General features: G+C 67.8%; 27 protein-coding genes and 2 pseudogenes. 14 read left to right on the top strand and 15 right to left on the bottom strand.

Annotated elements, in window-relative coordinates; genetic code table 11:
- Nucleotides 1-6: 6 nt before the first annotated feature.
- From A6P39_RS41280 to A6P39_RS41270, 3 genes are all read right to left on the bottom strand, one after another.
- The gene (locus A6P39_RS41280) at nt 7-1,353 is read right to left on the bottom strand and encodes a hypothetical protein (RefSeq protein ID WP_275883963.1); all 1,347 of its coding nucleotides are present in this window, start codon (nt 1,351-1,353) and stop codon (nt 7-9) included.
- Nucleotides 1,354-1,476: 123 nt separating this feature from the next.
- On the bottom strand, nt 1,477-1,803 hold the full coding sequence (locus A6P39_RS41275) for a helix-turn-helix domain-containing protein (RefSeq protein WP_067045636.1): 327 nt from the start codon (nt 1,801-1,803) through the stop codon (nt 1,477-1,479).
- Nucleotides 1,803-2,921: a tyrosine-type recombinase/integrase gene (locus A6P39_RS41270; protein ID WP_067045638.1), complete on the bottom strand. Its 1,119-nt coding sequence runs from the start codon at nt 2,919-2,921 to the stop codon at nt 1,803-1,805. Before A6P39_RS41270 ends, A6P39_RS41275 begins: the two co-directional genes overlap by 1 nt.
- Nucleotides 2,922-3,291: 370 nt before the next feature.
- On the opposite strand from A6P39_RS41270, the pseudogene A6P39_RS45700 reads away from it, so the two are divergent.
- Nucleotides 3,292-4,958, top strand: a pseudogene (locus tag A6P39_RS45700) (DUF4158 domain-containing protein).
- Nucleotides 4,959-4,977: 19 nt separating this feature from the next.
- Here A6P39_RS45700 and A6P39_RS41255 read toward each other — a convergent pair.
- Nucleotides 4,978-6,606 (bottom strand): CocE/NonD family hydrolase, encoded by a 1,629-nt coding sequence (locus A6P39_RS41255; protein WP_067045642.1) that lies wholly within the window; start codon nt 6,604-6,606, stop codon nt 4,978-4,980.
- Nucleotides 6,607-6,783: 177 nt separating this feature from the next.
- Between A6P39_RS41255 and A6P39_RS41250 the strand changes: the two genes are divergently transcribed.
- Both A6P39_RS41250 and A6P39_RS41245 read left to right on the top strand, forming a co-directional pair.
- A complete protein-coding gene (locus A6P39_RS41250) occupies nt 6,784-7,500 on the top strand; it encodes a TetR/AcrR family transcriptional regulator (protein ID WP_067045644.1) in 717 nt (238 codons plus the stop codon).
- A 202-nt stretch (nt 7,501-7,702) separates the two neighbouring features.
- On the top strand, nt 7,703-8,563 hold the full coding sequence (locus A6P39_RS41245) for a recombinase family protein (protein WP_234378889.1): 861 nt from the start codon (nt 7,703-7,705) through the stop codon (nt 8,561-8,563).
- Between the two features lie 405 nt (nt 8,564-8,968).
- On the opposite strand, the gene A6P39_RS41240 is transcribed toward A6P39_RS41245, so the two are convergent.
- Complete coding sequence (locus A6P39_RS41240; RefSeq protein ID WP_067045646.1) at nt 8,969-9,328, bottom strand: nuclear transport factor 2 family protein; 360 nt, start codon at nt 9,326-9,328, stop codon at nt 8,969-8,971.
- A 25-nt stretch (nt 9,329-9,353) separates the two neighbouring features.
- On the bottom strand, nt 9,354-10,139 hold the full coding sequence (locus A6P39_RS41235) for an SDR family oxidoreductase (RefSeq protein ID WP_067045648.1): 786 nt from the start codon (nt 10,137-10,139) through the stop codon (nt 9,354-9,356).
- 98 nt (nt 10,140-10,237) lie between these two features.
- On the opposite strand from A6P39_RS41235, the gene A6P39_RS41230 reads away from it, so the two are divergent.
- Nucleotides 10,238-10,816 carry a winged helix-turn-helix transcriptional regulator gene (locus A6P39_RS41230; protein ID WP_234378890.1) on the top strand — a complete coding sequence of 193 codons (579 nt, stop codon included), beginning with the start codon at nt 10,238-10,240 and terminating at the stop codon, nt 10,814-10,816.
- A 113-nt stretch (nt 10,817-10,929) separates the two neighbouring features.
- Here the strand turns inward: A6P39_RS41230 and A6P39_RS41225 are convergent, their stop codons facing one another.
- Nucleotides 10,930-11,607 (bottom strand): hypothetical protein, encoded by a 678-nt coding sequence (locus tag A6P39_RS41225; protein WP_234378891.1) that lies wholly within the window; start codon nt 11,605-11,607, stop codon nt 10,930-10,932.
- Nucleotides 11,608-11,680: 73 nt separating this feature from the next.
- Here A6P39_RS41225 and A6P39_RS41220 point away from each other — a divergent pair, with 73 nt between their 5' ends.
- Nucleotides 11,681-12,142, top strand: coding sequence for a hypothetical protein (locus A6P39_RS41220; protein ID WP_234378892.1), 462 nt, complete (start codon nt 11,681-11,683; stop codon nt 12,140-12,142).
- A 387-nt stretch (nt 12,143-12,529) separates the two neighbouring features.
- Here A6P39_RS41220 and A6P39_RS41215 read toward each other — a convergent pair whose 3' ends face one another.
- The gene (locus A6P39_RS41215; protein ID WP_067045650.1) at nt 12,530-12,859 is read right to left on the bottom strand and encodes a helix-turn-helix domain-containing protein; all 330 of its coding nucleotides are present in this window, start codon (nt 12,857-12,859) and stop codon (nt 12,530-12,532) included.
- Nucleotides 12,856-13,935, bottom strand: coding sequence for a tyrosine-type recombinase/integrase (locus tag A6P39_RS41210; RefSeq protein ID WP_067045652.1), 1,080 nt, complete (start codon nt 13,933-13,935; stop codon nt 12,856-12,858). Before A6P39_RS41210 ends, A6P39_RS41215 begins: the two co-directional genes overlap by 4 nt.
- 382 nt (nt 13,936-14,317) lie before the next feature.
- Between A6P39_RS41210 and A6P39_RS41205 the strand changes: the two are divergent.
- Together A6P39_RS41205 and A6P39_RS41200 are read left to right on the top strand one after the other, a co-directional pair.
- A pseudogene (locus A6P39_RS41205) lies at nt 14,318-14,410 on the top strand (diadenosine tetraphosphate hydrolase); the annotation flags it as partial.
- 219 nt (nt 14,411-14,629) lie between these two features.
- Nucleotides 14,630-14,998 (top strand): VOC family protein, encoded by a 369-nt coding sequence (locus A6P39_RS41200; protein ID WP_067045654.1) that lies wholly within the window; start codon nt 14,630-14,632, stop codon nt 14,996-14,998.
- 47 nt (nt 14,999-15,045) lie between these two features.
- Here A6P39_RS41200 and A6P39_RS45695 read toward each other — a convergent pair whose 3' ends face one another.
- Together A6P39_RS45695 and A6P39_RS41185 are read right to left on the bottom strand one after the other, a co-directional pair.
- A complete protein-coding gene (locus A6P39_RS45695) occupies nt 15,046-15,843 on the bottom strand; it encodes a transposase family protein (RefSeq protein ID WP_067045656.1) in 798 nt (265 codons plus the stop codon).
- On the bottom strand, nt 15,840-16,154 hold the full coding sequence (locus A6P39_RS41185) for a hypothetical protein (RefSeq protein WP_275883962.1): 315 nt from the start codon (nt 16,152-16,154) through the stop codon (nt 15,840-15,842). Before A6P39_RS41185 ends, A6P39_RS45695 begins: the two co-directional genes overlap by 4 nt.
- Before the next feature lie 189 nt (nt 16,155-16,343).
- On the opposite strand from A6P39_RS41185, the gene A6P39_RS41180 reads away from it, so the two are divergent.
- The 4 genes from A6P39_RS41180 (at nt 16,344) to A6P39_RS41165 (ending at nt 19,698) form a co-directional block, all read left to right on the top strand.
- Nucleotides 16,344-16,883 (top strand): hypothetical protein, encoded by a 540-nt coding sequence (locus tag A6P39_RS41180; protein ID WP_159396042.1) that lies wholly within the window; start codon nt 16,344-16,346, stop codon nt 16,881-16,883.
- A gap of 652 nt (nt 16,884-17,535) precedes the next feature.
- Nucleotides 17,536-18,081 (top strand): RICIN domain-containing protein, encoded by a 546-nt coding sequence (locus A6P39_RS41175; RefSeq protein WP_159396043.1) that lies wholly within the window; start codon nt 17,536-17,538, stop codon nt 18,079-18,081.
- A 69-nt stretch (nt 18,082-18,150) separates the two neighbouring features.
- On the top strand, nt 18,151-18,702 hold the full coding sequence (locus A6P39_RS41170; protein WP_107304343.1) for an RICIN domain-containing protein: 552 nt from the start codon (nt 18,151-18,153) through the stop codon (nt 18,700-18,702).
- A 516-nt stretch (nt 18,703-19,218) separates the two neighbouring features.
- Nucleotides 19,219-19,698, top strand: a complete 480-nt coding sequence (locus tag A6P39_RS41165; RefSeq protein ID WP_067045663.1) for an ISL3 family transposase — start codon at nt 19,219-19,221, stop codon at nt 19,696-19,698.
- Here the strand turns inward: A6P39_RS41165 and A6P39_RS41160 are convergent.
- Nucleotides 19,665-20,156 carry a hypothetical protein gene (locus A6P39_RS41160; protein WP_067045750.1) on the bottom strand — a complete coding sequence of 164 codons (492 nt, stop codon included), beginning with the start codon at nt 20,154-20,156 and terminating at the stop codon, nt 19,665-19,667. The two genes, A6P39_RS41165 and A6P39_RS41160, sit on opposite strands and share 34 nt — an antisense overlap.
- A 527-nt stretch (nt 20,157-20,683) precedes the next feature.
- Nucleotides 20,684-22,153, bottom strand: a complete 1,470-nt coding sequence (locus A6P39_RS41155) for an MFS transporter (RefSeq protein WP_067045665.1) — start codon at nt 22,151-22,153, stop codon at nt 20,684-20,686.
- A 148-nt stretch (nt 22,154-22,301) separates the two neighbouring features.
- On the opposite strand from A6P39_RS41155, the gene A6P39_RS41150 reads away from it, so the two are divergent.
- Complete coding sequence (locus A6P39_RS41150) at nt 22,302-22,868, top strand: TetR/AcrR family transcriptional regulator (protein WP_067045667.1); 567 nt, start codon at nt 22,302-22,304, stop codon at nt 22,866-22,868.
- A 733-nt stretch (nt 22,869-23,601) separates the two neighbouring features.
- Here A6P39_RS41150 and A6P39_RS41145 read toward each other — a convergent pair.
- Nucleotides 23,602-24,090, bottom strand: a complete 489-nt coding sequence (locus A6P39_RS41145; RefSeq protein ID WP_067045669.1) for a GNAT family N-acetyltransferase — start codon at nt 24,088-24,090, stop codon at nt 23,602-23,604.
- Between the two features lie 202 nt (nt 24,091-24,292).
- Between A6P39_RS41145 and A6P39_RS41140 the strand changes: the two genes are divergently transcribed.
- The gene (locus A6P39_RS41140; protein ID WP_067045671.1) at nt 24,293-24,715 is read left to right on the top strand and encodes a hypothetical protein; all 423 of its coding nucleotides are present in this window, start codon (nt 24,293-24,295) and stop codon (nt 24,713-24,715) included.
- A gap of 81 nt (nt 24,716-24,796) precedes the next feature.
- On the opposite strand, the gene A6P39_RS41135 is transcribed toward A6P39_RS41140, so the two are convergent.
- Nucleotides 24,797-25,069 (bottom strand): hypothetical protein, encoded by a 273-nt coding sequence (locus tag A6P39_RS41135; protein WP_159396044.1) that lies wholly within the window; start codon nt 25,067-25,069, stop codon nt 24,797-24,799.
- Nucleotides 25,070-25,370: 301 nt separating this feature from the next.
- Here A6P39_RS41135 and A6P39_RS41130 point away from each other — a divergent pair, with 301 nt between their 5' ends.
- Nucleotides 25,371-26,189 carry an FkbM family methyltransferase gene (locus A6P39_RS41130; RefSeq protein ID WP_067045673.1) on the top strand — a complete coding sequence of 273 codons (819 nt, stop codon included), beginning with the start codon at nt 25,371-25,373 and terminating at the stop codon, nt 26,187-26,189.
- Nucleotides 26,190-26,323 lie beyond the last annotated feature (134 nt).

The following is a 26,323-nucleotide window of genomic DNA, read 5'->3' as shown; positions in this document are numbered from 1 at the left end:
AGTTAATCACCGTGTGTGGTCACCGGGGGCGTATCGGCTCCAGGTGCCGCCTGCCTCGGTGACCAGGCGGGTGGTGGTCTTGTCGTGATAGCCGAGTGCCTTCGCGATGACGGGGGCCGGGGCTTGGAGGACGAGCTGGCGGATCGCAGAGGCCCTGCCACGCTGTGGAGGAACGCCGATCTCGCGCAGGTGGACTTGGAGGCTGACTGGGTTCATCGGCTGTCCGGGCTGGCGACCGGGGAAGAGCCACTGTGAACTTCTGCTGCTGGCGTAGGGCAGGTGCTGGCGGGACTGGATGTATGCCCGCATCAGGTCGGCGACGGGCTCCGGCAGCGGGGACGGCGGGTCTCCCAACTGGACGGTGACGGTGGTCTCGTCGTCGGTGATGTCGTCGATGGTGAGGCGAATGATGCGGCTGACGGGTTGTGCATAGAGGAGAACGAGCGCGGCGGCGACCCTGGCCCGTAGGGGCAAGGAGTCGTCGTTGAGGACCCGGCGGAGCATTGCGAGCCGTCGGTGCTGATGCAGCGGTTCCGGGTCCTGGGTGATGACGGCGGGCGGCAGGGTGAGGTGGGGCATCCGGCCGGTCTTCATGCACCAACGCAGGAATGACTGGGACGGGCGACGGGTGGCCAGGCTCTCGGTGTGCCAGGCGTCGATGTCGGACTGCTGGCACTGCCCGATGGCGCGGCCTTGGCTGGCGAGCCATGCGAGGAAGGCTCCGGCCTGGGTGATTTCCTGCTTGGTGTGGTTGGTCTGAGAGCGTCCTAGCGGTGTCTTCTCTGCCTTTGCCCGCAGGCGCCGCATCTGGTGCCAGGTGGCGAAGCGCCGGAGAAGCTGGCGGTGTTCGGGGTCTTCGATGGTGGCGAGCCGTTCGATCAGCCACCGCTGGTAGAGGAGGAGCTGCCGGTCGACTCGCGGGAGGACGCCGCTGTCCATCAGCAGGTCGCGCAGGTGCGTAATGGTTCGCCAGGGGGTTTCCTGGTGCAGCCCGTCGTGGGTGAGCGGAATGCTGCCGGTGGCCAGGCCCTGGAGAAGACGGACGACGTTGGGGTTGCGCAACCAGATCAGTCGGCTCTTGGGCCGGTCCATCTCCAGCAGGATCTTGACCAGCGGCAGGAACTCCGGGGCGATACGGCCAGTGCCGTCGTCGAGGAGGTGGGCGAGCGTGTCGGCGAGGGTGCAGTGTTCGCAGAGACGCCCACCGAGTAGGAGCCCCTCGAAGCCGCAGCGATCACAGAAGAAGTCGCGGACGATGCCCGTGCAGTCGCGGCAGATCGGTGCGCCATCGGTGTCCCGTCCGGGTAGCAGCCGGTCGGTGTCGCAACAGGGGCAGCGGCCGCGGACTCGCATCGCGCGTTCATAGCAGGTCCGGCAGATCGGACCGTCTGACCACTCTGCGGACTTCGAGGCTCGACGGCCGCAGCGTGCGCAGTCACGGATCATCCATCGCTCGTACTCCTCCGGCGTCACTGCTCACCCCTCGGGCGTCAGTCGGACCCGTGTGGGTCGTCGGGCGGCCAGGTTGATTGGTGCTTCCTCTCCCGCAACGCGGCGGGCCGGGAGGTTCTGGGCGGTGGTGGTGATCAGGTCGGTGGGCGTGCAGTCGAGGATGTCGCAGAGGGTGGCCAGCACGGGCAGGGACAGGCGTTCAGGGGTGCCGGAGACCAGGCGGTGGACTTGCGAGGAGGACAGCGTGATGCCGCGTTCGTTCAGGTGCGGCATGAGTTCGGCGACGGTGAACATGCCGCGGGCGGCCATCAGCTCGCGTAGGCGCCACCGGTAGCTGATCTGGCGTGGCATCAGGAGGTCCTTCCTGGCCGCAGAGCTGCCTCGATGGTGGCGTCCAGGACGCGGCGCAGGGAGCGGGTGCGGAAGTCGGAGGAGACGCAGGTGTAGATCGCGGTGGTGGAGGCGTGGTCGTGGCCGACCTGTTGCTGGACGAACAGGGGGTCGTGGCCGTCCTCGATCAGGTGGGTGATGTAGGACCTGCGCAGCGAGTGGAACTCCAGCGCGGGGTCCAGGCCGACGGCGTCCCGGTAGGCGGCGAAGCGGGAGTCCAGCCGCTGGACCCCGATTCGCGGGCCTCGCTCGGACGGCCAGAGGGCCCGGCTTGGCGAATGCCGCATGCCAGGCCGGACTTCGCTGATCCATTCCTCGATCGTGCCGGGTGTCCAGCGCCAGACGGTCAGCACGCTGCGGCGCTTGGGCGGCGAGCCCTTCTTGGCCTTGCCGTAGCGGACCAGCAGGGTGCCGTACTCACCGAACTCCCGGCCTTCTGGGTTGCGGCTGAAGTCGGTGAGGTCGAGCATCCGGGTCTCGTTGCGTCGCAGGCCGTAGGCGTACGCGACCTTGAAGAGGGTGGCGTCCCGGAAGGCCGGCAGCCAGCCCTTGCGGCCCTTGCCGCGAACACGCAGCACTTCCTCGTCGGCGTGGTCGAAGAACGCTTCCAGCTCGTGCCGGGTGAAGGCCCGTCGTTCCGGCTCGCCCTCGGCTTCGTCGGCGTGCGTGGCAGCGTTCCAGTCGTAGACCACCTGGACTGGGTGGGTACCGAAGTGCCGCAGGCACTCGTCGCTCCAGCCGTAGGCCGGGTTGGTCAGGAAGTCGCAGAACTGCCGTACGGAGCCCTGGTAGTTGCGCAGGGTAGAGCGGACGCATCCGTGCACGGCCCGCAGATCGGCCGACCACTCATCGACGTGCTGCGGCGTCCACTGCCACGGCATCGCATCGGCGTGCCGGGTGAAGGCGCGGACCGTGCGTTCCTGGTCATCGACGTATCCCGGCGAGAGGTTCCGGGCGAGCTGCTGGTTGCGCCAGCCTTTGATCATCGCCTCGAAGACCTGCTCGTCCGGCCGCAGCAACGGCAGACCGTCGATCAGGTGCAGCCGAGCAGACCCTGGAACGAGACCGTCCCCACCCATCCGCCATCACTCTCCGTCTATCGCATCTGACGCGAGAATTTCGCATCAGATGCGACTCGGGGGCGTCTTCGCAGTTCAATCGCTCGATGGAGTGAGGCCCGCAGATGGCAGCCAACAAGACCGCTACCGTGACTCCGAGGCCAACAACCCTGCTCGGACCGCTTCCGTGCAGTCTCCGGCCAGCTTCCAGGACGAGTGTCGCCTATTCGCATCCGATGCAATTGGCGTCGGTAGGACCAACGGAACAGCCAGTATCGGTGAGATTGATCATGGACCCCGAAGGTTGATCCACTAGCACAGGCCACCCGCCTCCGCTGGGGGTTCACCGAAAGATCCGCGCTCGCTCGTGCTGGGTGGTTACGTCCGCCGCATGCCAGTCGAATTTCTGACCGATGAGCAGGCCGAGGCGTACGGAAGGTTCTCCGAGGAGCCGACACGGCCCGAATTGGAGCGGTTCTTCTTCCTGGACGACGTGGACCGGGACCTGATCGCGCTGCGGCGTACGAAGCACCACCAACTCGGGTTCGCGCTACAGATGTGCACGGTGCGGTATGTGGGGCTGTTCCTGGGCGAGGACCCCTTGGATGTGCCGTGGTCGGTGGTCGAGCATCTGGCCGAACAGCTGGGCATCGAGGACGCGTCGTGCGTGAAGCGGTACACGGAGCGGCGGCAGACGGTGTACGACCACGCGTGGGAGATACGTGACGCGTACGGCTACCATGCGTACGAGGACCATGAGATGGGCCGGAAGTTCCGGGCGTTCCTGCATGGGCGGGCGTGGACGGCGCATGCGGAGGGGCCGAAGGCTCTGTTCGACCACGCGGTGGGCTGGCTGCGCCGGAACCGGGTGCTGCTGCCGGGTGTGTCGGTGCTGGCGCGGGAGGTGGCGGAGGTCCGCCGTATCGCGGAGAGGCGGCTGCACACCACGGTCGCGAAGGCCGCCCGGCGGGCGGACCTGTCGTTGGCGGGGGACTTGGTGGCGCTGCTGAAGACGCCGGAGGGCAAGAGGTACTCGTACCTGGAGCAGCTGCGCCAGCCGCCGACGCGGACCTCGGGCACCGCGATGAGGAACGCGCTCCAACGGGTGGATGAGATTGCCGCGTACCGGCTGGGGCGGGTGAAGCTGAACAAGGTCCCGCCGAACCGGCTGGCCTCTTTGGCCCGGTACGGGCTGGGCACGAAGGCGGCGAAGCTGGAGCGGACCTCGGAGCCGACGCGCACGGCGATGCTCACCGCGGTGATGCGGCACCTGGAGGCCAAGGCGATCGACGACGCGCTGGACCTGTTCGAGATCCTGATGGCGACAAGGCTGATCAGCACCTCGAAGCGGGCCACGGACAAGGAACGCCTGTCCACGCTGCCGCAGCTGGAGAAGGCTGCCAGGATCACGGCCAGGCTCTCGAAGGTGGTCATCGAGGATCTGGAGCTGCTGGAGGAGACCGGCTGCGATCCAGATCGGGCCGCGTTGTGGCGGGCGCTGGAGGAGATCGTGCCACGGGCCGTGCTGTCCAGTGCGGCGGCCACGGTGGTGAGCCTGGTCCCGGAGGATGACGACTCGGCGGAGATCGCCATGCGCAACGCCCTGGCGCTGCGCTACAACACCGTCAAGCCGTTCTTGGCCTTGCTGGGCGAGACCTCGGCGTGGACGACACCTACCGGCGTCAGATGTACAAGCAGCTCACCGTCCAGGAGTCCCGTCACAATCTCGCCCGCGACATCTGCCACGGCAAGAAGGGCACCATCCACCAGGCGTACCGGGACGGGATGGAAGATCAGTTGGGCTCGTTGGGTCTCGTCTTGAACGCCGTGGTCCTCTGGACGACGCGGTACATCGACGCCGCGGTCGCCCAGCTCCGTGCTGAGGGCCACGAGATCCGCGACGAAGACGTGGCCCGGCTGTCCCCGCTCAAGCACAGGAATCTCAACGTGCTGGGCCGCTACAGCTTCACCGCCTCCACCCCGGCCGCCGGGTCCCTGCGCCCGCTGCGCGACCCGGACACGGTCGGCCTGGACGACGAAGACGGTGCCGATCAGTGAGCCCGTCGGGTCCGGCTCGTCAGCTGTTCCCCGTGGGGCTGAGCCCGGAACTGCGGGCAAGCGTCGCAAGCATCAGCGCTGAGTCCGCATGGAGCGTGATGCGCACCGGTGTGAAGGTGGTGGCGTCCACCGGCGACTCCCCGGTGCCGGGATTGCGGGCGTAGCGCGGATGTGCGCCTCCGCTGATCTGCCAGCGTATGCGGTGACCGACGGCGAAGCGGTGGGCGGTGGAACTCATCGGCACGGTGATGTGCGAGGGCGCCTGTTCGGCTGTCCGAAGCCGGCCCAGCCCGTCGCAGATGTTAACGGAGCGGCCTTGTGTGTCCACGTCGCACAGGCGGGTGAAGACGTCGGCGTGGCCGGTGTCCGTGGAGATGCTCAACCGCGCGGAGACCGGGCCGAGGATGTCCACGGGCTCGGTCAGCGGGGGGCCGGTGAACGTCAGTACGTCGTCCCGAATCTCCAGAGTTCTGTTGTCGCGAGGACCGGCCGTACGGGAGAGCAGCGGACCGCCAAGAGAGGGGGTGGGGTCGCCCGGGTCGTAGCGGAACGACGTCAGTGGTGCGGACTCCGTGGGAGCCTGCTGGGTGAGGTGCCCCTGCGCGGTGGGAAACCACGGGCTGACGGCCGTGGCCAGCGGCCAGTCGTCGATGTCCCGCCAATCGTCTTCGCCGCCGACGTGCACGCGCACCCTGGTGGGACGGAGGCCGGAGGGATCGGCGTACAGGTGCGCGCGCAGCCAGGCGAGGCTCTCGGCGAACACCTCGGGCCACCCCTGCTGCAGCGCGGACGTGTGGGTCCAGGGGCCGACGAGCAAGGCGGTCTCGCAGCCGGCCTCACGTAGTCGGCGGTACTGCTCCAAAGTCTGGTCGCCCAGCGCATCGTGCCATCCGGTGATCAAACTGGTCGGCACATTCAGCCGCTCCGCCACCGCTGCCAACGACGCACCTTGCCAGTACGCGTCCTTGGCATCCGGGTACGACATCACGTCGTCCAGCCAGGGCACATCGCCCCCGAGGGCGGACACGTACGCCCCGCGCAGCGGCTCCGCGGTGATGACATCACGCAGGCGCCGCTGCAGACGCAGCGTCGCCCTCAGAAACGCTGCCATCCCCTGGTGCTGATACGTCATGCCGACGCCGACGGCGAGGGCGTTCTCCAGGCGGAGTGCACCCTGTGCGTGGAACAGGGCGTGAGGATCGTGCAGCCCCACCTGCACCACCATCGCCTTCAGCTCCGGCGGCGGGTCCACGGCGAGAGCCCACTGCACGTAGCCCAGGTAACTGGGGCCGACGGTCCCCAGTGTTCCGTTGAACCAGCTCTGCTCGCGCAGCCAGGACACCGTGGCCTGGCCGTCAGCGACCTCGTTGCGCCACAGATCGAACTCACCGCCGGAGCCACCAGTGCCGCGACAGCTCTGCAGCACCACGTGAAAGCCCTGTTCGGCGAAGAGCACGCCGTACATGGGAGACCACGGCAGGCCCCTGCCGTACGGCGAGCGCACCAAGAGGGTGGGGAAGTCGCCCTCGGCGCGCGGGAAGTAGTGGTCCGTGATCAGCGGGCTGCCGTCGGCGGCCGGAACCAGCAGCCCCGGCTCCCACCCGACATCGTGCCGTTTGGCCGGCAGGCCGCGCCAGGTCGCCCTCATCATCCGTGAGGCCAGTGGCGGCTTACCGGAAGGCGGTGCCCAGGTCGGCCTAGGCGCAGGACCGTGCGTGCGTGATGCCATCGTTCCCCTCCTCGATATCCGTACGATGTACGAGAATAGGGGATGCTTGAATGAGGCCCGCAAGGGCCGCCTCGATCAAGGGAGGGAGCGCGGACCATGCCCCGTGAAGCAGGGGCCGACGCCCCAGGCGTCGACCCTGAGCAGCTCTGGCTGAGCTCGGCCCGGCCCCGCAGGGGCCGCAAGCCCGCCTACAGCCGAGAGGCGATCACGGCGGCAGCTGTCGCCCTGGCGGATGCGGAGGGGCTCGAAGCAGTCACCATGCGGAAAGTCGCCGCACAGGTCGGAGCCGGCGTCATGTCGCTCTACAGCTACGCCCCCGACAAGGAGACGCTGCTGGAACTGATGGTCGACCACGTCAGCGGCGAACTGCCGACCACGAACACCCCCACCGGCGACTGGCGCGCCGGCCTGAAGGCCATCGCTCACCTCCAGCGCACCCACATGCTGCGACACCCCTGGCTGCCCGCCGCTCTGGCCGCCCGCCGCATCCCCGGCCCCAACACCCTGGCCTTCCTGGAACGCGCGCTCGCCGTCCTGCGGCCCACCAAGCTGGACGGTGCGGCGAAGCTGGAGGTCTTCGCCCAACTCACCGCATTCGTGGCCGGGCACGTCGCCCATGAGATTGCGCGGACCGCCGCCTCGCAGTCCCCCGACCGAGCCGCAGCCGAAGCCCGCTACCTCGCGGCTGTCGCCGCGGACGGCCGTCACCCGGAACTCGCCGAAGCCCTCGCCGCCCCCGGACGCCCCCTCACGCCCGAAGCCACCTTCACCCGGTTCCTCAACCGCCTGATCAACGGCCTCGACACCGACTGATCCCGCTCCGCCGCACCGTGCCCGTTCTCACAAATGGCCAAATGAGAAGCCGCCGCCACAACCCCGGACAGTGTCCGGTTTATGCGGCCTCCAGGTTCTCAATTGGGTTCTTGAAATGCTTTCTTGAAACCTCTTCCCACCGGTAGCTTTCGAGCATGACTGACGAGGAGTTCGACGCCCCCGCCGCTATCGAGCGCCACGCGTGCCGACCTGTGAGGTCCCGGCCGGGTCGGCGTGCCGCACCGGCGCGGGGAAGACCGCGGCGAAGTATCACACCCGCCGCCTCCAGCTCGCGCCCCGCGTCGCCGAGGAACTCCACGTCCTCACCCCACCCGACCGAGGCCCTGGCAAACGCTGGGTGCTTGGCCCCGAACCCGACGGGGTCGAGCCCACCGAGCCCGCGCCGCTCGCGGCAGGCATCACAGCGGTCCGCATCGGCTACGCGCGCTGCTCGACGGCCACCCAGGAACTCCAGTCCCAGCTCGACGCGCTGGAGCCGGTCTGCTTCGAGGTGTTCCACGAGAAGGTCTCCACCCGTGTCAAGGTCTGGCCCGAGTACGAGAAGGCCGTCGCGATGGCCCGCCGCTTCAAACGGCTGCATCCAGAAGTCCAGGTCATCCTGACCGTCCACGAGTTCCGCCGTCTCGGCCGCGGCACCGATCTCCTCGTGACCGTCGAGGACCTGCGCAAGGCCGGCATCGCCCTGGAGTTCCTGAGCGGCCCCATCACCGGCCTGTACGACCCCGGCGACCGGCACGGCCAGGGCGCCATCCTCTTCGGCGTCCTCGCCGCCCTGTCCGGCGCCGAGCGCACCTACACCCGGGAGAAGACCCTGGAAGGCCAGGAATCCGCCCGCAAACGCGGCCGCACCGGCGGTCGACCGCCCTCCCTCGACGCCGACCAGATCGAGTACGCCCTCACCCTGCGCGCCAAGGGCACCCCCATGAAGGAGATCCAGCAGAAGACCGTCATTACCCGGGGCAAGCACAAGGGCAAGAACCCCAGCCTGCCCACCCTGTACCGCACCCTCACCGAAGCCGCCGCACAGCGCACGGACACATGACCACGGCCGTGCGCTTGACCTGCTACGCGACCAAGATCAATCTCACCGATACTGGCTGTTCCGTTGGTCCCCACGGCCGCAGACGCCCGCGAGTTCGTGGAAACTGAAGGTTCTTCAGCGCGAACCCGAGGGTGCAGTGCCCGAATTCTGGGGGATGGCCCCGTCGGTTCGGGGTCAACTCGCGGGGCGATGGAGACCTTTGAATCTCCTCACCCTGTGCTGAGGATGGCCCCGGAGTTGCTCGCCTTGATTCCTCAGGCGTGCAAGTGCTGATCTGCGGGTGGATGCCGAACTTGAGGGCTGGCTCTTGGTCGGGTGGCTGGATGGGTACGAGGGCTGGGACGGGGCGGTCTGGAGTGGGTGGGGCCTCTCCCCTGGCCGGGAATAGGTGGTGTGGGAGCGGGCTCAGGGTTCGATGGCGAGGTGTTCGATGAGGTCGCCGCGCAGCGTGAACCGATAGCGGAGATCGATGGTGCCGCCGGGGAAGTTGCCTTCGAGGTGGTGTGTGGCGATGTAGTGGGCCGTGTCGGTCTGCTGGGCGTTCGTGAGGTGGATGGTGTAGGTGAATTCGGTGGCGGATCGGTCCAGCCACCGTTCGATCGCGGCGCTGCCCTGGTGGGTGTTGCCGTCGTCGGTCACTGTGGCGTCGTCGGTGAACGTCGTGAGCGCGGTGGCGGTGTCGTGGGCGCGGTGCGCTGTGAGGTAGCGGGTGACCACCTCGGGCAGGTCGTCCGGGGTGATGGTCCGGGGCTGGTTGTCGTGCATGACGTTCCTGATGGTGGTGGCGGGTTCAGACGGTGGGGGTGGTGCCGCCGTCGATGACGTGTTCGGCGCCGACGATGGCGGAGGCGCGGTCGGAGACGAGGAAGGCGACGAGCTCGGCGACCTCCTCGGGCCGGTTGGGACGGCCGAGCGGGATGCCTCCCAGGGAGTCCATGAGCCGGCCCAGCGCCGCTTCCTGGCTGATGCCGGCGTCGTCGGCGATCCGGGTGACGAGGTTGTCCGCGGCCGAGGTCTGGACGAAGCCGGGCGAGACGGTGTTGACGCGGACGCCGTGCGGGGCGACCTGGTTGGCCAGGCCCTTGCTGTAGGTGGTCAGGGCGGCCTTGGCGGCGGCGTAGGCCAGGGTGCCGTTCCACAGCGGCATGCGGCGCTGGATCGAGGTGACGTGCACGACCGCGCCCTTGCCCGTGGCGATCATGTGCGGGAGGAGTGCGCGGTCCAGGCGGACGGCGGCCAGCAAGTTCGTGTTCAGCTCCCTTGCCCAGTCGTCCTCGCCGAGCGCGGCGAATCCTCCTGCCGGTGCCTCGGAGCCGCCGAGGGTGTTGACCAGGATGTCGACGCCTCCCATGCGGGCGTCCACCTCGGAGGCGACGTGGGCGGCGCCCTGGGCGGTGGAGAGGTCGGCGGTGATGAACGTCTTCTCCTCGACGTCGTCGGGGCGGCTGCGGGCGGTGACCAGCACGGTCGCACCGGCCTGGGCCAGGCGTCGGGCGATCGCGGCTCCGGTGCCCTTGGTACCGCCGGTGACCAGAGCGCGTCGGCCTTCGAGGGATTCGCTGATGGATGTGGTCACGGTGTGCTCCGTTCCCGGGTGCGGGTATTCAAGGCGCCGCCCCGTCTCTACTGCTAAAATAGAAGCTACTAACTTCGACTTTAGCAGTAATTGAGGGGATGGTCGCCTTGGCAAGCCGGATCAGGCTGGAGGACCGGGAGTGCCCGCTGTCCACGACGGTGGAACACGTCGGCGAGTGGTGGACACTGCTGATCCTCCACGACGCCTTCGACGGCTACACCCGCTTCGACCAGTTCCAGGAGAGCCTGGGCATCTCCTCCAGCATGCTCACCACACGGCTGAAGACCCTGGTCGCGGACGGTCTGCTGGAGCGTCGGCCCTACCAGACCAGCCCTGTCCGGCACGAGTACGTCCTGACCGAACTCGGGCGCTCCCTACGCCCGGTGATCGTCGCCCTGGCCGCATGGGGCAACTCCCGCCTCACGCCGACGGAGCGCAGCATGATCCTCGTCGACGCGCACAGCGGCGAGGAAGTCGAGCCCGTGGTCGTCGACGCCAAAACCGGCCGCCGACTCGACGACAGCGCCGCCTACGTCTTCACCGCGGGCCCCGCAGCCAGCGACGCGATGCGCAGCCGCTACGCGGCACGGCCGGCCATTCCCGCGGAAGAGGCGAAAGTAGGCCCGGAAGATTCTCGTACAGCCTTGAGCAGGGCCGCGAGCACGGGCTGCACCTGATCAGCCTCGCGGCACCGGCTTGTCGCCGGCGTGATACCTGCCAGCCCTCCCCAGTCGTTGAGAACTGGATCAAGTGAGGCGAGGGCAACACCAGTCGTTGCCAAGAATCCCCATCAGGGGTCGGTCTCGGCAGCCTGCTCCAGCAGAGTTCGTGCGGACTCCGCGTAGCGCATGGCCGTCTTCTCGTGAAGCCCGAACACCTCAGCAAGGTGGAGGGGGCCAGGGCCCTGGGCCATGGCCTCTTCGAGTTGTCGATCGACGCGGAGCCGTTCCAAAGTCGCCTCCTGGCCGCGCAGGGGCCCACGGATCCAGCGGTCACTGGCGCGACCAGTGCCCGTAGCGGTCTGGTTGTTGATCAGCAGGTGGAGGTTGGCCGTGTTTGGCCAGCGCTCGCGCCGGTATTCCAGCCAGGCCAGCAGTAGTTTCAGGGTGAGATCGTCGACGGGCCGGACACGGCCGGCGATGGTCAGGCGGCGGTTCCCGATGTCGACATCTCCGAGCATGAGAGTGGCGATCTGGGCGACCCGGGCCGCGTGCACCGCCGCGAGAGCGAGGACAAGCCGGGCGGCAGGGGTGGTGGCCGCGGCGACGGAGCGGTCGATCTTGTCGGGTGCGAGCGGTTGGAGCACGCTGTACTCGATCTGGCCGACCTTGATACGGCTGGCCGGGTTGCGAAAGATCAGGCCGGACCGCTTGGCCCAGGCGAACAGTGAGCGCAGGGCGACCAGCTCGTCCATGCGGTGGCGGCCGTGCAGTGTCTTGGCATGGGCCAGCACGTCTTCGCGGGTCACCTCCCGCAGATGGTCGTAGCGGTTCGACCACGCCAACAGCGCTGGGCGGGCCCGGTTGAGGTAGAGCCGGACCGTGGCTTGCTGCCGGGGCAGGCTGCGGGGGGGGGCCGCCGTCGCGCAGAACTCGGGTCCAGCGTTCGGCTTCCGCAGCGATGCCGGGGGCAATGCCTTCCAGTCGCTCAGCGAGCCATCGCTCGAAGAAGGGTTCCTCGTCATCCAGGAAGATTCCCATCTCCTCAAGGACCGTGATGACGTGGCCAACCCGCAGGTCGAGGGCACGGAGCGGGGCGAATATCTCGTTGTGGCGGATGATGTCGCCCTCGGTGTATCCGGTGAGCACGATGGCCAGGCCGCGGTTGACAGCGAAGCGGATGCCGCGTCCCCAGCCCCGGGCTTCGGCGAGTTGGTGGGCGAGGTGCTTCGCCCAGGCCAGCCAGGGACTGGCCAGGTCGGCGGCGGCCGGGTCGAGCCGACCGTAGTCACGCGGAACCTGCTCGAACAGTGGCAGTTGCCTCCAACCGGTTCTCGGCCGTGAGCGCGACACGGGCGGCGGCCTGCGGGATGCTTCTCGCGCCTTGACGTGGTGCAGGACGGTGAGAGCCGATCCCCTGCGGTAATGCAGTCCCACGAAGAAGAGCTGGTGATGGCGGACGGCCTGGAGCCACGGGGTCATCACCTCGCCGCTGACGGTCGGCATGCCGGTGGCGGTCCTGGCGTTGAGCCGGGCCTGGCACCAGCACAGACGGCAGTACTCCCACTTCAGCGGCTGGACTCGCTGGCAGCCGATGCAGACGGCCGTTCGTGGATGCGGCCGAACATGTAGCACGTGTGACAGAGCCGACCGCGGAAGTCGCCCCAGGCCAGGCAACCTGGGCAGGAGCTGGTGGGCTTGACGTAGCCCTTCGGGAAGCGTGCCACCAGTTCACTCCGGTGGCAGCGACCGGCCGTCCCGGCGCTTGGGGATCACCGCCGGTGCGGCGGTCCCTGCACCGACCGCCGCTCGTTCCGTCTCCGCCTGCCCCGGGCGGCTGACCTTCTCCGGCTCGGGGATGAGCAGGTCGCCGATCTCACAGCCGAGGACTACACAGATGACGTCCAGGTCCTCCAACTTGAGCGAGACGGGCTGCCCGGACCACAGACCGGACATCTTCCCCGCCGAGATCACCAACCCGTGCTCGGCCAGGCTCCGCTGGAGCTCAGAAGCCTTCCAGACCCCTTTGTTCGCGGCGGTCAGCCGCAGGTTCCACCTCATCGGATCAGTCCTTCCAGCCGCTTCGCAGCCCGTTCCATCCCGGCGACCCAGGCATCCTCGACCCGGGTCTGCTGAACGTGGATGTATCGCATCGTCGTGGCGATCCATGAATGCCCCAAAACCTCCTGGATCGCGAGCAAGTCCAGCCCGTTTCCGTAGAGTTGGGACGCGCAGAAATGCCGCAGGACATGTGGGGTCAGCTTCTCGCCCCAAGCGGGCAGGTGCGCTTTGGCCGCGTCCTTGAGTCCACCTCGCAGGGCGTCGTCGCCAACCCGACGCGAGGAGCCGTCGGCGTTCTTCCGCTCGGAGGGAAACAGGGGGGCGCCGGGGCGGGTGTGGTCGTCGTCAAACTGGCCCCAGACGTCCTCGATGAACCACCGAAGGGTCCGGTCGGCGCCGTTGATCAGCGGCACCATGCGCTCACGCGGGCCCGATCCGCGGGCGCCCTTGCCGTGGCGGACGTGGAGCTTGCCGAAGCGGCCCAGGTCCCACTTGATGTCGTCCAGGTCGAGCGCGCATGCCTCGCTCACCCGCAGGGCGACCTGGGACAGCAGCTTCGAGGCGGTGTAGTTCCGCGCGGTAGGAGCGAACTTTCGGCACGTGGCCAGCTCACCACCCCAGCCGGCGAAGAGCGTTCCGACCTCTGGCTCACTCGGCGGGATCCGCAGCTGGGCGTCCTTCGAGCCGCGCGGCCGGTTCATCTCGTCGATCGGGCACTCGATGACCCGGCCGGTCATCCTGTGCAGCTCGACCTTGTGCCGCAGCTCCAGGAACATGAAGTACGTGGTCAGCGCCTGTGATCGGGCCAGCCGGGTGCCGCTCGGCGAGCCACGCAGCACCTTCCCGAAGTACGCGTCGGCGTCGGCCGGCTCCATGTCCCACAGCGGTCGCCTGAGCCAGGACCTGATCTGGTCCAGATGCCCGACATCCCCGCGGATCGTGCCGTCAGCCAGTCCTGCCGAGGCGCGTGCGAGGACGAACCCGGATAGCGCGTCGGTCTCGAACTGCTTCAGTTCCTCCGCCGACGCGGGCGCCCAGTGCTCGCGCAGGTCCCGTACGACTGCCAGCGCCGCCAACCCAAGCCCCCTCACCTTCGGCCCGACTGTGGATCGGTCGGACGAGGTGAGAACGCTTCAAGAATCCCGAAGTTACGTCACAAGTCCGCAAAGCACCCGAAGGAGGAACAACCCCCTGGCCACGGGCGCAGGGACTCAGCGGGGCTCAGGTGAACTCGCGGGATGTCGCACAGTTGCGAGCGCGCCGAATCACAGCAGCACGAACCGGGATTTCTCTCGCCGACGTGCTGGGACGCGTAGATCCACAGACACCCGCATGATCTGCCCCAGTGGTGCACGCGCGGCACATGATCCACCGCTTCACCTCACGAGATCATTCACGGAACTGCGACCAGGGCCTTGAAGTCGCCCGGGGCCGCTCGTCGCCTCACTCGGTTGGTGCTTGAAGCGGCGGACGGACCGGATCGGGGCTGCTCTGCGGGGCGAGACCCCGACCGTGTTGCGGCCACTTGAGTCCGGCTTCGCGGTGTCCGGTTTCACGACATCCGACACACCCCCGCGACGCTGCTCCTCAAACAGGGCTGCCATCTTGAAGTAGCTGGTCAGGGAGGTGGCGTGTCTTCGTTCCCGGGTGCTCGTGCCGGTCGTGGGCGACAGTCTGCGTTGTGGATCGTCTGACGGGGCGGTTTTACCGATGAGTTCACCGTCCTCGAACGGTCTATCCAGCGATACGACCGTTCTCGACAGGAGTCCCATGTCCGCCATCCAGCCAGTGATCCTGACTGCCAACCACGACGTCCTGCTCGGCTTCTATACGAAACTGTTCGGAGCCGAGGAGATCTTCCGGGTGCCGGAGGAAGGCCCGGCCTTCTACCTCGGCTTGCGTATCGGCGACACAGACCTCGGGCTGGTGGCCAAGGCGAACCCGGAGACCGGCGCAGCGCCGCGGATCCTGCTCAGCATCGGTGTCGACGACGTCGCCGAGACACTCGGCCGGGTGGAGGCGCTGGGCGGCTCGGTCCGCGGCGGCCCCAACGACATGCCGTGGGGACAGCGCGTCGCCCACATCCAGGACCCCGACGGCAACCCGGTGAACCTCACCCAGCCGATCCCGGCCCGGTGACGCTGTTCCGCGGTGCTGTGCTGGTCGTTGGCTACCTGCGGTAGAGATCAATTGTCGGTAGTGGCTTCGAGGGTCGTCAGCACCAGTAGGGCGCACAGGAGATGGGTGGCGCGGGTGGGTTCGGTGCGGAGCTTGGTGAGGATCCGCCAGTTCTTCAGGTGGGCGAATCCGTGCTCGACCGGAGCGCGTCCGGCGGCGAAGGTGCGGTTGGCGTCCTTCTCGGCGGGGGTGAGCTTGCGGGCGCGGGTGGCCCTGAAGCCGGTGACGACCACGAGGGCGGTGCGGGAGGGCGGGACGGTGGCGGGGAGGAGCTGCGACATCTCGGGGTCGCCATGGCCTGTGATCATGGAGACGGCCATGGCGCGGTAGCCGTTGTAGCTGGTGCCGCCGGTGTCGCTGTCGGGATGGGAGTCGATCCATACGACGGCGAGGTCGTCTTCGTAGCGGGCGGCGAGGGAGGTGAAGGGGGCGACGCTGACGGTGCAGGTGCCGCCGAGGGTGGTGATGCGGGACGGATCGTGCTCGCCGATGATCTTCATCGGCGAGCTGCCGGGTGAGCACCGTCTTGGATTCGATGCCGTCGCGGACCGGCTCCGCGGGGTCGTCCAGCGGGACCGGGACGGTGGCGACGGGGCCGTCGTGTGGTGGTAGTACGGCTTGCAGGACGCCGTGCCGACGGTGTAAGCGCGGCGGGCGACGTCGAGCGGGAACTCAGGGGCGAGTTCGGCGACCACGTCCGCGCCGGCGCCCTGCCACTCGGGCCACAGCGGGCGCAGATGAGAACCCTGCCGGGCGTCCGTGGGGACGGCGGGTGTGGCGGGCTCACCGGTGGGTGCCGGAGTCACGGGGCGAGATTCCTCCGTGGGCGTGGGGGTGGTGCCGGCCATGGGTGCGGTCCGCCCTCGTCCGGGCGGTTGCCGCGATCGGGGCCGTGGTAGACGTCCACGGCCGTGCGGTCGTCGGCGGGCGGCTCGTGGGGGACGTCGTCGTCGCCCAGGAGGTTCGCCCAGCTTCCTGGCACGTGCCGGGCGACTTCGGCCAGAGCGCACGCCTCGCCGGTGAAGAGCCCGACACCGTTTCCGTGCCGGTCCCAGCGGCGCAGCACCCGCCTCGCTGTCGCTCGCTGTGCGATCCGGCACCGGAACGATCGCTTCACAGTGCAGAAATGCACCCTGCAATACCGTCAGTCGTTGGTACGTTGCGATCCGACGGGCGGTGGGTGGGAGAGCTGGTCGAGCCATTCCTGCTGACTGTGGTGACGGGGGCTCAACCCCTGGCCTGCGGCGCAAGTTTGGCGCGAGTGGCCCTGACACGCCGTCAAGCCATTGAGCTGAGGGGGACGCACGTGAAGAGGAAAAGCATCATCCAACGAGTCGCCGTCGCGTCGGCGTTGATCGTGGGATCGGCGACGCTCAACGTCGGGCTCTCGGGCACTGCGCAGGCCGCGAGCTGCGTGAATCCGGTGGGCGTGACACCAGCCCTGGACCTCAAGGCCCCGGACGGCAGCGGCATAGGGTACCTGTATCTGGGCTACTTCTCCTCCTGCCGCTCGGCCTACGCTGAGCTGCACCTCACCAGCGGCGCCAACGCCAGGGCGGTCGCCCACGCAGAGGTGTACATCGAGAACACCGTCACCGGGAAGACGGTCGGTTACAACACCACCTTCGACGTATCCACAAACGGCGGATGGGCGGACAGCGCCTTCGTCCCGATCGACCAGAACAACAAGCAGGACATCTACTACGCCGCGGCCCCGGTGGTGGACATCGTCTACGACCAGTCCCACTGGTGCGAGGGCATTGGATGGAGCCACGACTTCTCCAACGGCGGCAACATCTGGACGCTCGACAGTGGCCAAGCGCGGCAGTGCAGCAACACTCCGTAATATCCGGTGATCGTGTTCCACTCAGGCTCTGGTCGTGCTGTCGCATGAGGTTGGTGTCGCTCAGCGGGCGGGTGGTGGCGCGGCGTCGGGCGGTCTCCGGGAGGGTTTCGCCGCGACAGGCTGCCAGTCGGGTATACGCCGGTGACATGTCGGCGCTGATGTCGACGCGTCCGAGTGCCTTGGCTGAGGCCGCGGTGGTGGCGGTGCCGCCGAAGGGGCCGGTTTGCCGGGTGCTACCGCCCGTCAGTGCCGTGCGCCGCTGAAATGCGGCTTTCCCCTGGAGGGGAACGGTGTACGTCCTGTTTCACACGCGAACGGCGCCGCACCGTGGGCGCAGCGCCGTCATGTCGAGCAGATGGCCGGGTCAGGACACGGCTTTGAGGTTCTGGCGGCGCTTGGTGTCCCCGCGGCGCCGGCGCTTCCCGGCGAGCTGGTCCTGATAGGCGGCGACGGCCGTGCGGTAGCGCTCCACAAGCCGGGCGCGGCGAGGACCACGCCCATGATGGGATGTACGCCCAGGTCACAGCGCTGATGATCTGTGGCCGGGGGCGGCCGGTGCGGATCACGAAGAAGCGACTGGCCGCCTGGGGTGCGACGGTCGTCGTGAAAGGCGGCCCGGCTACAACAATCCCCTCTCTCTGAAGGAATGAGTATGTCGATGGCACTTGCTCCGCGGGCGAGAAACCGCAGGTGGTACGCCCTTGTGGTGAGCTTCCTGGCTTCTGTTGCGCTCTGCGCAGCCACGGCCACCGCTTCCGCCACCCCCGGGTCCTATTTCGCGCTTGAGAACGCCAACTCCCGCCTCTGCATGTCAGTGCCTGGCGACAACATCTATGAAGGGGCGCTGGTCAACCAATACACATGCGGATGGTACCCGGACCAGTATTGGTTTACGGTGCAGTCGGACAGTCATCCTGGCTGGTACTACACTCTGCCTCGCCAGGACAGCACCCTGTGTGTGACGTACACGCCCAATAGCACTGCTCAGCTTTCACTTCAGTGGTGCGGCCTGAACGCGGCGGACGGAAACACGAACACGCAACTCTGGAATTTCAACCGAACCACCCTTGAAATGTCTACCTTCCAGGGCTGGTCCATGTCTGTCCCGGGAGCCAACAAGGGGGTCGCGCCGATCAATATATACCCGTATGGCGACTACCCGGATCAGAGTTGGTATGTCGTACTCCTTCAGGGGTGAGCCAGTCGCCGACAGGGCCAACAGTCTGACGTCGATCTATCCGACGGTCCTCTCTCTTAAGGGATTCGTATGTCATCAACACTCGCTGCATGGCTGAGAAGCCGCAAGCGGTACGCCCTTGTGGTCGTTCTCCTGACGTTCATTGCGCCCTGCATAAGTACGGCCACCGCTTCCGCGTCCACCGGTGGGCGCTTCATAGTCGAGAACAACAACTCCAACTTCTGCATGTCCGTGCCTGGTGACAAGATCTACGCTGGAGCGCCGATCAACCAGTACACGTGCGAATACGACAGTCTCTTCCCGGACCAGTATTGGTATGAGGAACCCTCTAGCAGCCACTCCGGCTGGTTCTACTTTCAGCCTCAGCAGAACAACACCCTGTGCGCGACCTACGTGCCCGGGAGCACCGCTGAGATTACGCTCCAGTACTGCGGCGTGAACGCGGCAAACGGAAATACGAACACACAGCTCTGGCACTACGACTACAACAGCGGAGAACTGGCTACCGTGCAAGGCTGGTCCATGTCCGTACCCGGAGCCCGAACCGACGTCGAACCCATCAACATATATCCCTACGGCCCCTACGCGGACCAGTATTGGTCTGTCATCAGCGTGCCCTAGCACTACAGCGGGCCGCAGATGAGGCGGTAACTTTTACGCATCCTGCGGCTCCCCAAGAAGGAGCCGCAGGATCTTCAACCTCAGGTATTTCGATTCCGGCGCGTGTGAGGCGTCAGCCGAACATTCGGACGATCGAGGGGCTGTGCAGGTCGCCGACCGCTTCCCACTGTGACGCAACCTCGGTGAAGCGGCCGAGCGGTGCGTCTCCCGCCACCGCGCCCGCCTTCGCGCGATCTCCGCCGAGCCGCCGGTTCGAGAGCCAGCGCCTTCCCCGTGGCTTGATTCGCCATGGGCCACCGGACACCGGTCCGCCAACTGGACCCGCGCCAAGCACGCCGCCGTACACGCACTGCTGGCCGCCGGCCACAGCCGACGCTCAATCCAGCGTCAACTCGGCATGACTTACCGAACCGTCCAGCAGCTGGCGGACGCTGCGGGGCCGGAAGAGCTGTTCCAGGGGCAGTGGCCGAACCGCAGGACCAAGCTCGACGACTTCAAGGCGTACCTGAATGAGCAATGGGTTGGGAAGAGATCAAGACACGCGGCTACACCGGCGGCTACGGAACCGTCCCCGCCTACCTCCAGCCGTATCGCACAGCCTCGACTGCGCCAACAGCCCGTCCGCCGTCCCCGCGCACGGTCACCGGCTGGATCCTGACTCACCCCGGCACCCTGCCGGAGAGCGAGCGCCTGAAGCTCAAAACCGTCCTCGCCGGCTGCCCCGAACTGGAGGCCCTCACCGGGCACGTCCCCGCGTTCGGAAAGATGCTCACTCAGCTCCAGGGCGACCAACTCCCGCAGTGGATCAAGGCGGTCTGCGCCGACGAGCTGCCCAGCCTCCACACCTTCGTCAACGGCCTCGAGCGGGATCTCGCCACTGTCACCGCCGGCCTCACGCTGCTGTGGAACTCCGGCGTCGTCGAGGGCCACGTCAAGCGCATCATTATGTGGAATCAGCGATGTCAAGCCGTGTGCTTGTGCATCACGTCGAGGTAGTGCCGATCGCGGTGCGGAACGTGGTGGTCCCGGCCAGGCAGGCTGAAGACAGCGCAGACCTCGGCCGGCTGGGTGATGATGCTCGACTGCTCGCCGAAGGTCAGGACAGGGTTGACCTCGTGGTGGCAGCCTGCTCTGTCGAGGGCAGTGATCAGTTCCTCGCGGAGCACGGTGGCCTCGAATGACTCGGAATCAGGCAGGACGAGTGGCGGGAGTTTGGCCGTCGAACCGGGCCAGAGGTTGATCCAGATTCCGCTGACGGCGCGCTGCGTGACCACAAGCTGCAGCCCGTTCCAGGAGTAGGGGTAGCCGTCGATATCGGGCCCCTTCATGATGTGGGCAGGATGCGGGCGCCCCGGGCCGAGAAGGTCCTCAGCCTCGGCCAGGGACATTCCGCAGTTCAGGGGCCCGATCCGGCCGGTTCGGGCGAAGTCGACGAGCACGTTCATCAAGGTCACGGCAGTGACTGTGACACCCTCTCGGGCCTGTGCGCACTCCGATATCAGCGCGGTGCGGAGCCTGTCGCGCCCTTGTTGGACGTCGACGAGCGGCAGAAGGCGGGCTGTCGCTGGCATGTCCAGTTCGCGTGGTGTCGGGCCGGCCGGAGTGGGTGTGTCGGCGCGGCGGTCGAGTAGCCGGTCCAGGGCTGCCTGGCCTGCACAGCTCCTCTCGCCGCAGCGCGGAATCGTAGGCCAGAGCCGGCATCACCCGGTTGCGGACCGGCTCCACCCGCGCGACCTGCAGGATTCCCAGCCACTGCTGTTCGCTGGGATCCACGGCAGCTTCGTCAGCCGCGGCACCAGCCCGCGCTGCTGCCCGCCCCGCTGGCGGCCAAGGCCGCCGCGGCTGGGCATGGCGTAGCACACGGCCCTGGCGGGGCGTCGCCTGCCAGGGCCGTATCACCCTGGCCCGGTGGGGCTTCAGGTGTTCTCGGGGCCGGGCGGGAGAGGTGCGGGACGCCTCCCGGCCAAGGGGGTTGTTGTTGTCAACGGCTGTTCGCGGACGCCTCGTTCGAGGTGGTGGCCGCATCTGGATCGGTGGAACGATGCGGCGCCGCGGGGCCTTCCGCGGGCTTGGACCTCGCCAGCCACAGGCCGGTGAACACGGCGGTGGCCAAAGTGACGGTGCCGGCGGCGAGGAAGGCGCTGTTGAGACCGGTCTCGAAGGAGGCGCCGCCGGATTGCCGGGAGCGGACGATGGCTCCGAGTACCGCCACGCCGAGCACCGCGCCGATCTGCCGGGTGGTGCTGCTGATGCCTGATGCGAGGCCGCCTTCGTGCGGACTGACTGCTTGGATGGCGGCGCCCGTCAGTGGGGACATGGCCAGGGCGAAGCCGATGCCGGCGAGTCCCAGCCGCCACCATACGTTCCCGTAGCCGGTGTCGGCGTGCACCATGCCAAGTGCCAGCAGTCCCAGACCGGCCAGGACCAGGCCGGTGGTGACCACGATGCGGAAGCCGTAGCGGGCGGCGAGCCGGCCCGCGTACGGGCTGACGATCACCATGGCGAGGGATACCGGCAGGGTCTGCAGGCCGGCGCGCAGGATCGAGCTGCCCTGGACGTACACGAAGAACTGGGAGAAGAAGAACGACGAACCCATGAGCGCGAACCCCACCACGACCATGGCGGTGTTGGACACGGTGAACAGGCGCTGCCCAAACAGCCGCAACGGCAGCATCGGTGCGGAGCGACGCGCTTCGACGGTGACGAAGGCGGCGAGGAACAGCGCTGCGGCGGCGAAGCTGCCCAGGATGACCGGTGAGGTCCAGCCGCGGGCACCGCCCTCGATCAGCCCGTAGGTCAGTGCCCCCACCGCCAGAACGGACAGCACCGTGCCCGGGATGTCGATCGCGGGGGCGCCCGGATTACGGGACTCGCCGAGGTGGCGCAGGCCGACCAGCAGCAGGACCACGCCGATGGGCAGATTGACCAGGAAGATGGCGGGCCAGCCGAAGGCTTCTGTCAGCACGCCGCCGGCCACGGGGCCTGCGGCCAGACCGATTCCGCTGAATCCGGCCCACATCCCGATCGCCTTGATTCGTTCTTGCGGCACGGGACAGGCGGCGGCGAGCAGGGCGAGCGAGGCAGGGCTCAGCGCCGCGGCCCCTATGCCCTGCAGCACCCGGCCGGCGACCAGCCAGCCGAGCGAGGGCGCGAGGCTGCACAGCAGCGACGCGGCGGTGAACACCGCCACGCCGGTCAGGTACACCCGCTTGCGGCCGAACCGGTCGGCGAAGACACCGCCGGACAGCAGCAGCATGGCAACCAGCAGTACGTACGCGTCGACGATCCACTGCAGACCGGTCAACTGAGTGTGCAGCCGGTGCTGCATATCGGGCAGCGCCGCGCCAACAATCGTGTTGTCGAGCAGGACCATGAACTGGCCCAGGCAGGTCACCGTGAGCAGCACGGTCCGGCTTGATCGACTGCCTACGGTCGCATGCGATGCAGCCATGGGTCCCCCTCAATCGTTGGTTGCGCCCGGTCACGGCCGACGCAGGTGGCGATACACCAGGCGCGCTAAAGCAGTCAGCGACTGCGTTAGGTGACTGTAAGAGGGCTTGCGTCGTAAACGCAAGTCCTGACTGCGTTAATGTGGGGGTGTGAACGAGAAACAGCGAGCCCGGCGGCCCGGCGGGCGCAGCGCCCGCGTCGGCGCGCAAGTACACCAGGCCGTCACCGACCTGATCAGCGAGCGCGGCTACGGCAACTTCACCGTCGGCGAGGTCGCAGCCCGCGCAGGCGTAGCCGACAGCAGCATCTACCGCCGGTGGGGCAACCTGGAAACCCTGCTCACCGACGTGGTACTCACCCGCCTCAACGCGCAGTCGCCGATGCCCGACACCGGGAGCCTGGCCGGCGACCTGCGCACGTACGCGGCCCAAGTGGCCCGTGAGATCACCGGACCCGACGGACCGGCGGTGCTGCACCTTGCCGTCGCCCTGTCGAGCAGCGGTCAGCAGGGCCTGCAGGCCGGCGCCGACCTCCGCGCCGAACGCGCCCGGCAACTGCAGGCCATGCTCGATCGCGCCCGCGACCGCGGCGAGCACGCACTCAACGCGTTCGACGTACTGGACCACATCCTGGCCCCGATGTACATCCGCGTCCTGTTCGGCATGGTCCCGCTCACCCCGGACTACATCGACGATCTGGTCGACCGATTGCTGTGACCTCAACCCGGACCCCGGGATCAGCCCTCGGACGCGGCGCCAGGACGCCGTGAGGTGCCCACCGACACGCGCCCGGCCGGCCCAGGCGTCCGACCCTTGACCGGCTCACGCTGCCTGGCTCGTCATCCACACACCGTCAAGGACTCTTCATGAGCCTCACCGCACGACTGCCTTTCGGCAGCTGGGACAGTTGCCACAGCCGATTGAATGCCTCCTGTCTCAGTGCTGCTGTTGCATGACGCACCCCGTGGCCTGGCCGATGACGCCGCGCGAGGGGCGGTCGAATCGAGCCGCTGCGTGAGGCGACGATGCGCAGGGCGTCCTGCCAGCCGGTGGGCACCGACGCAACGACAGCGCCGAGCCGCTCGAGCAGCTTCCGCTCCGCTCGCTGACCAGGGCGGATGGTGTGGAGACCGGGTCCTGGAACAGCCGCGCAGGGCGTCCTGTTGCCGGAGCGTCCGGGGCTTCGCTCCCGAGTAACGGGCCCCCTCGTCGATCAGAAGGCGGCTCACCAGCGCCATGGCCCGACAGGTGGGCAGCGCATGCGTGCCGATTGCGATGGCTCTGAGAGTGCCGGAGGTGAGGAATTCGCCCGGCGGGCAGGCTGCTGGCGCAGGCGATCACCACGCCGAGGCAGAGGCGACGCCACACACGGAGCGCGCGGCGTCCAGCGGCTCCTGCAAGCCGGCCACCATGCAGGCGAAGCCGGTGCCCCGCCAACCGGCACACCGCGTCATCCCGAAGGAATGCGAAACTCGAACTCGGGACGGTCCCACGGCACGGCGGGCGGGTTCGCGAACGCGGTCCCGGTCCGCACCGCACCGACGCGGTGGTAGAAGTCCTCGGCGGGAAGGTGCGACACAACCTTGAGGCGGTCGATCCCGGCAGCACGGGCCTCGGACTGCATGTGCGCGACGAGGAGCCGTCCAATACCCCGTCCCTGCACTTCGTCGGCGACGAACAGCAGGTCGAGTTCCGGTGGAGAGAGAACGAGCGAGTAGAACCCGAGGACCCGGCCTCCGTGCTCGTCGGCGCCGACGGCGACAAAGGCGCGGTGGGCCTCGATGTAATCAGGACCGACCCGGTAGCCCGCGACTGCGGATGCGTACTTGCCCTCGTAGGCGCTTGAGCCACGCACGAGCCGCGTGAGCCGTTTGGCATCCCGCGCGACGGCCCTCCGTATCGTGATCGGCTGGCTGATCGGAGAAGTGCGTGAACCCATCAGGGAAGTATTTCGCACCGGGGAGTGCCTTCGTGCGGCGGGTCCGCCGACTCGGCGAGGTGCTCACCGCCGCCCGTGAGCAGGCGCACGAAGACTGACCGCCACCCACCTTCACGAACTCGTCAGCGCGTGCCCCCCGGTACACGCCCACCTACGCGCGGATCATCGTGGCCGAACACGCCCGACGCCGCCGCTGTGCGCCATGCAGGCGTCCCAGGCTCTGGTCCTGCAGGCACGGGGCGCATCCCGGTCGGCCGTCATCACCTGGATCGGGGTCCACCACGGGAAGTCGACCACGAACGACTGCACGGTCCGCTACAACGGTTCTGCCACGCCAGCCACCGGTACCGTCTCATGCGGCGCAGAAGACCGGGTCGGCGAACACGTCCTGGTGGTGCGGGACCCCGGGGGGCTGATCGATCCGGAATTCGCCTGGCAGGTCAGTGCCGCCCGGGCCGATGCCGTGCTTGCCGTCGTGCCAGAGATCACCCTGGTGATCTTCTCAGTGTTGGCCGTCGCGGTCGGCGCGGTCATTCACATCGTCCGCCGCCAGCGTGCGGGCACCAGCCGCCCCGCCAGCGCACACACTCAGACCTTCCAGCTCAGGCGCTCGTCTGCCAGTTGAAATATTTTGACGTCACGGGCCCCGTCGCAATGCCTGGGTGAGGCATCTCATGGAACCGCCGACACAGGGCGATTGAGAAGATCAGCGCACGTCCCGCCCGAACTTCGCCGTGATCCACGCGGCGCCGCGCTCGGCCATGGCCCGTCTACGGCCCCGCCGTGATCTTCGCGGGGCGACGGGGAGGGAGCGGGTTTCCGGAGGGAGGGCCGCCAGGGCGGCGAGGCGACCGGCGGAGCGCGCCAGTTCCGCCTGCAGACGCCGACGCCGTTCGGAACCCCCGGCGGTCAACAGCGCCGAATAGAGTCCCTCGACCTCGGCCAGGGCAGCCCCCAGCCGCAGGTTCGCAGCACGCACTCGCCGAATATCCCCGCCCGGCATACACGTCCTTCCTTCCCCCCGATACCGGGGCCGCCCCGCGCTGGTTTCATTATTGCGCAATGCAGCAAGTCAGCGTGACGCTCGAGCCGACGACCCTTCCGGCTTGGACCAGTTGGCGTGCAGCTCGTCCTTGGACCAGTTGGCGTGCAGCATCCAGGTAGGGCTGGGCCTGACTGCCGGAGAATGGGTCGATGGCACACCGTGCGAATCAGGGACGCGGCCGAAGTGAAGCCTGCGGGCTGGATTGTTGACTCCAACCTTGATAGACACTCTTGTCATGGTCATGAAAGCGATTGAACTGCACAGTATCAATCGTTGGGAGGCGTCCTTCCTGCGCGAGGAGGTGGGCGGCTACTTCACCCACGGCATCGAGTGCACGCCGGGCGCGACGGTGCTCGACGTGGGCGCCAACATCGGAGTGTTCTCGGCGGCCGTCTACGAGCGGCTCGACGGGGACGTGCAGATCTACGCCTTCGAGCCGGTGCCGCCACTCCACGCGACACTCGAACGCAACGCTCGTGAGTTCTTCAACGGACGTCTGACCGCGCTCCCCTACGGCCTGGCGTCCCGTGACGACGAGTTCGATTTCAGCTACGTTCCGGCCGCCACGATCTTCTCGTCCTCCTCGCGGGACCAGGGGAACATCGAGGCTGAGCGGCGTCGGGTCACCGCCAGCGTTGTCGAAATGATCCGCCAGGGCGGCCTGGGACCGGCCCTGCGCCGCGTACCCACGCCCATCCTCACTCTTCTCGTCAGCCACAAGCTGCGGGTGATGCGGCGGCTTGAGACTCACCGGGTGAAGGTCAAGCCCCTGTCATCAGCGCTTGACGAGCACGGCATCGACTGCATCGACCTGCTCAAGGTCGACGTGGAAGGCGCCGAACTCGATGTACTCAGAGGCATCGAGGAACGGCACTGGCCGCTGGTCCGCCAGGCCGTCGTCGAGGTGGAGCGCTGGCAGCAGAACCGCGACACAGTCTGCGAGGTCCTCCTCACGCACGGCTTCACGGTCAGCATCGAGCAGGACCCGGTGCAGCAGGCCGGCGACATCGGCATGGTGTTCGCGGTCAGGCCCCCAAGGCTGCGGGGGCTGTAGTACTGCTCATCGGTGACGTGTTCCAGCCAGGTGGTCTCGGGCCGGTCGTCGTCGGGTGAGGCGCCGTCCCGCAGGGCCAGATGCCGCGATTTCCCGTCGTCGGGGCTCAGGCTCTGGGCTGCCGCTGAGGTCGT

The sequence above is a fragment of the Streptomyces sp. FXJ1.172 genome (assembly GCF_001636945.3).
GTDB lineage: Bacteria > Actinomycetota > Actinomycetes > Streptomycetales > Streptomycetaceae > Streptomyces.
Note: the sequence above shows the minus strand (reverse complement) of the source record. Positions and strands in the feature narration are given on the sequence as shown.

Coding starts and splice junctions, on each gene's coding strand:
- A6P39_RS41280 (WP_275883963.1), bottom strand. CDS start 1,353: ATGCGAGTCCGCGGCCGCTGCCCCTGTTGCGACACCGACCGGCTGCTA.
- A6P39_RS41275 (WP_067045636.1), bottom strand. CDS start 1,803: ATGCCACGCCAGATCAGCTACCGGTGGCGCCTACGCGAGCTGATGGCC.
- A6P39_RS41270 (WP_067045638.1), bottom strand. CDS start 2,921: ATGGGTGGGGACGGTCTCGTTCCAGGGTCTGCTCGGCTGCACCTGATC.
- A6P39_RS41255 (WP_067045642.1), bottom strand. CDS start 6,606: ATGAGGGCGACCTGGCGCGGCCTGCCGGCCAAACGGCACGATGTCGGG.
- A6P39_RS41250 (WP_067045644.1), top strand. CDS start 6,784: ATGCCCCGTGAAGCAGGGGCCGACGCCCCAGGCGTCGACCCTGAGCAG.
- A6P39_RS41240 (WP_067045646.1), bottom strand. CDS start 9,328: ATGCACGACAACCAGCCCCGGACCATCACCCCGGACGACCTGCCCGAG.
- A6P39_RS41230 (WP_234378890.1), top strand. CDS start 10,238: ATGGTCGCCTTGGCAAGCCGGATCAGGCTGGAGGACCGGGAGTGCCCG.
- A6P39_RS41215 (WP_067045650.1), bottom strand. CDS start 12,859: ATGAGGTGGAACCTGCGGCTGACCGCCGCGAACAAAGGGGTCTGGAAG.
- A6P39_RS41200 (WP_067045654.1), top strand. CDS start 14,630: ATGTCCGCCATCCAGCCAGTGATCCTGACTGCCAACCACGACGTCCTG.
- A6P39_RS41175 (WP_159396043.1), top strand. CDS start 17,536: ATGTCGATGGCACTTGCTCCGCGGGCGAGAAACCGCAGGTGGTACGCC.
- A6P39_RS41170 (WP_107304343.1), top strand. CDS start 18,151: ATGTCATCAACACTCGCTGCATGGCTGAGAAGCCGCAAGCGGTACGCC.
- A6P39_RS41165 (WP_067045663.1), top strand. CDS start 19,219: ATGGGTTGGGAAGAGATCAAGACACGCGGCTACACCGGCGGCTACGGA.
- A6P39_RS41155 (WP_067045665.1), bottom strand. CDS start 22,153: ATGGCTGCATCGCATGCGACCGTAGGCAGTCGATCAAGCCGGACCGTG.
- A6P39_RS41145 (WP_067045669.1), bottom strand. CDS start 24,090: ATGGGTTCACGCACTTCTCCGATCAGCCAGCCGATCACGATACGGAGG.
- A6P39_RS41140 (WP_067045671.1), top strand. CDS start 24,293: ATGCAGGCGTCCCAGGCTCTGGTCCTGCAGGCACGGGGCGCATCCCGG.
- A6P39_RS41130 (WP_067045673.1), top strand. CDS start 25,371: ATGGTCATGAAAGCGATTGAACTGCACAGTATCAATCGTTGGGAGGCG.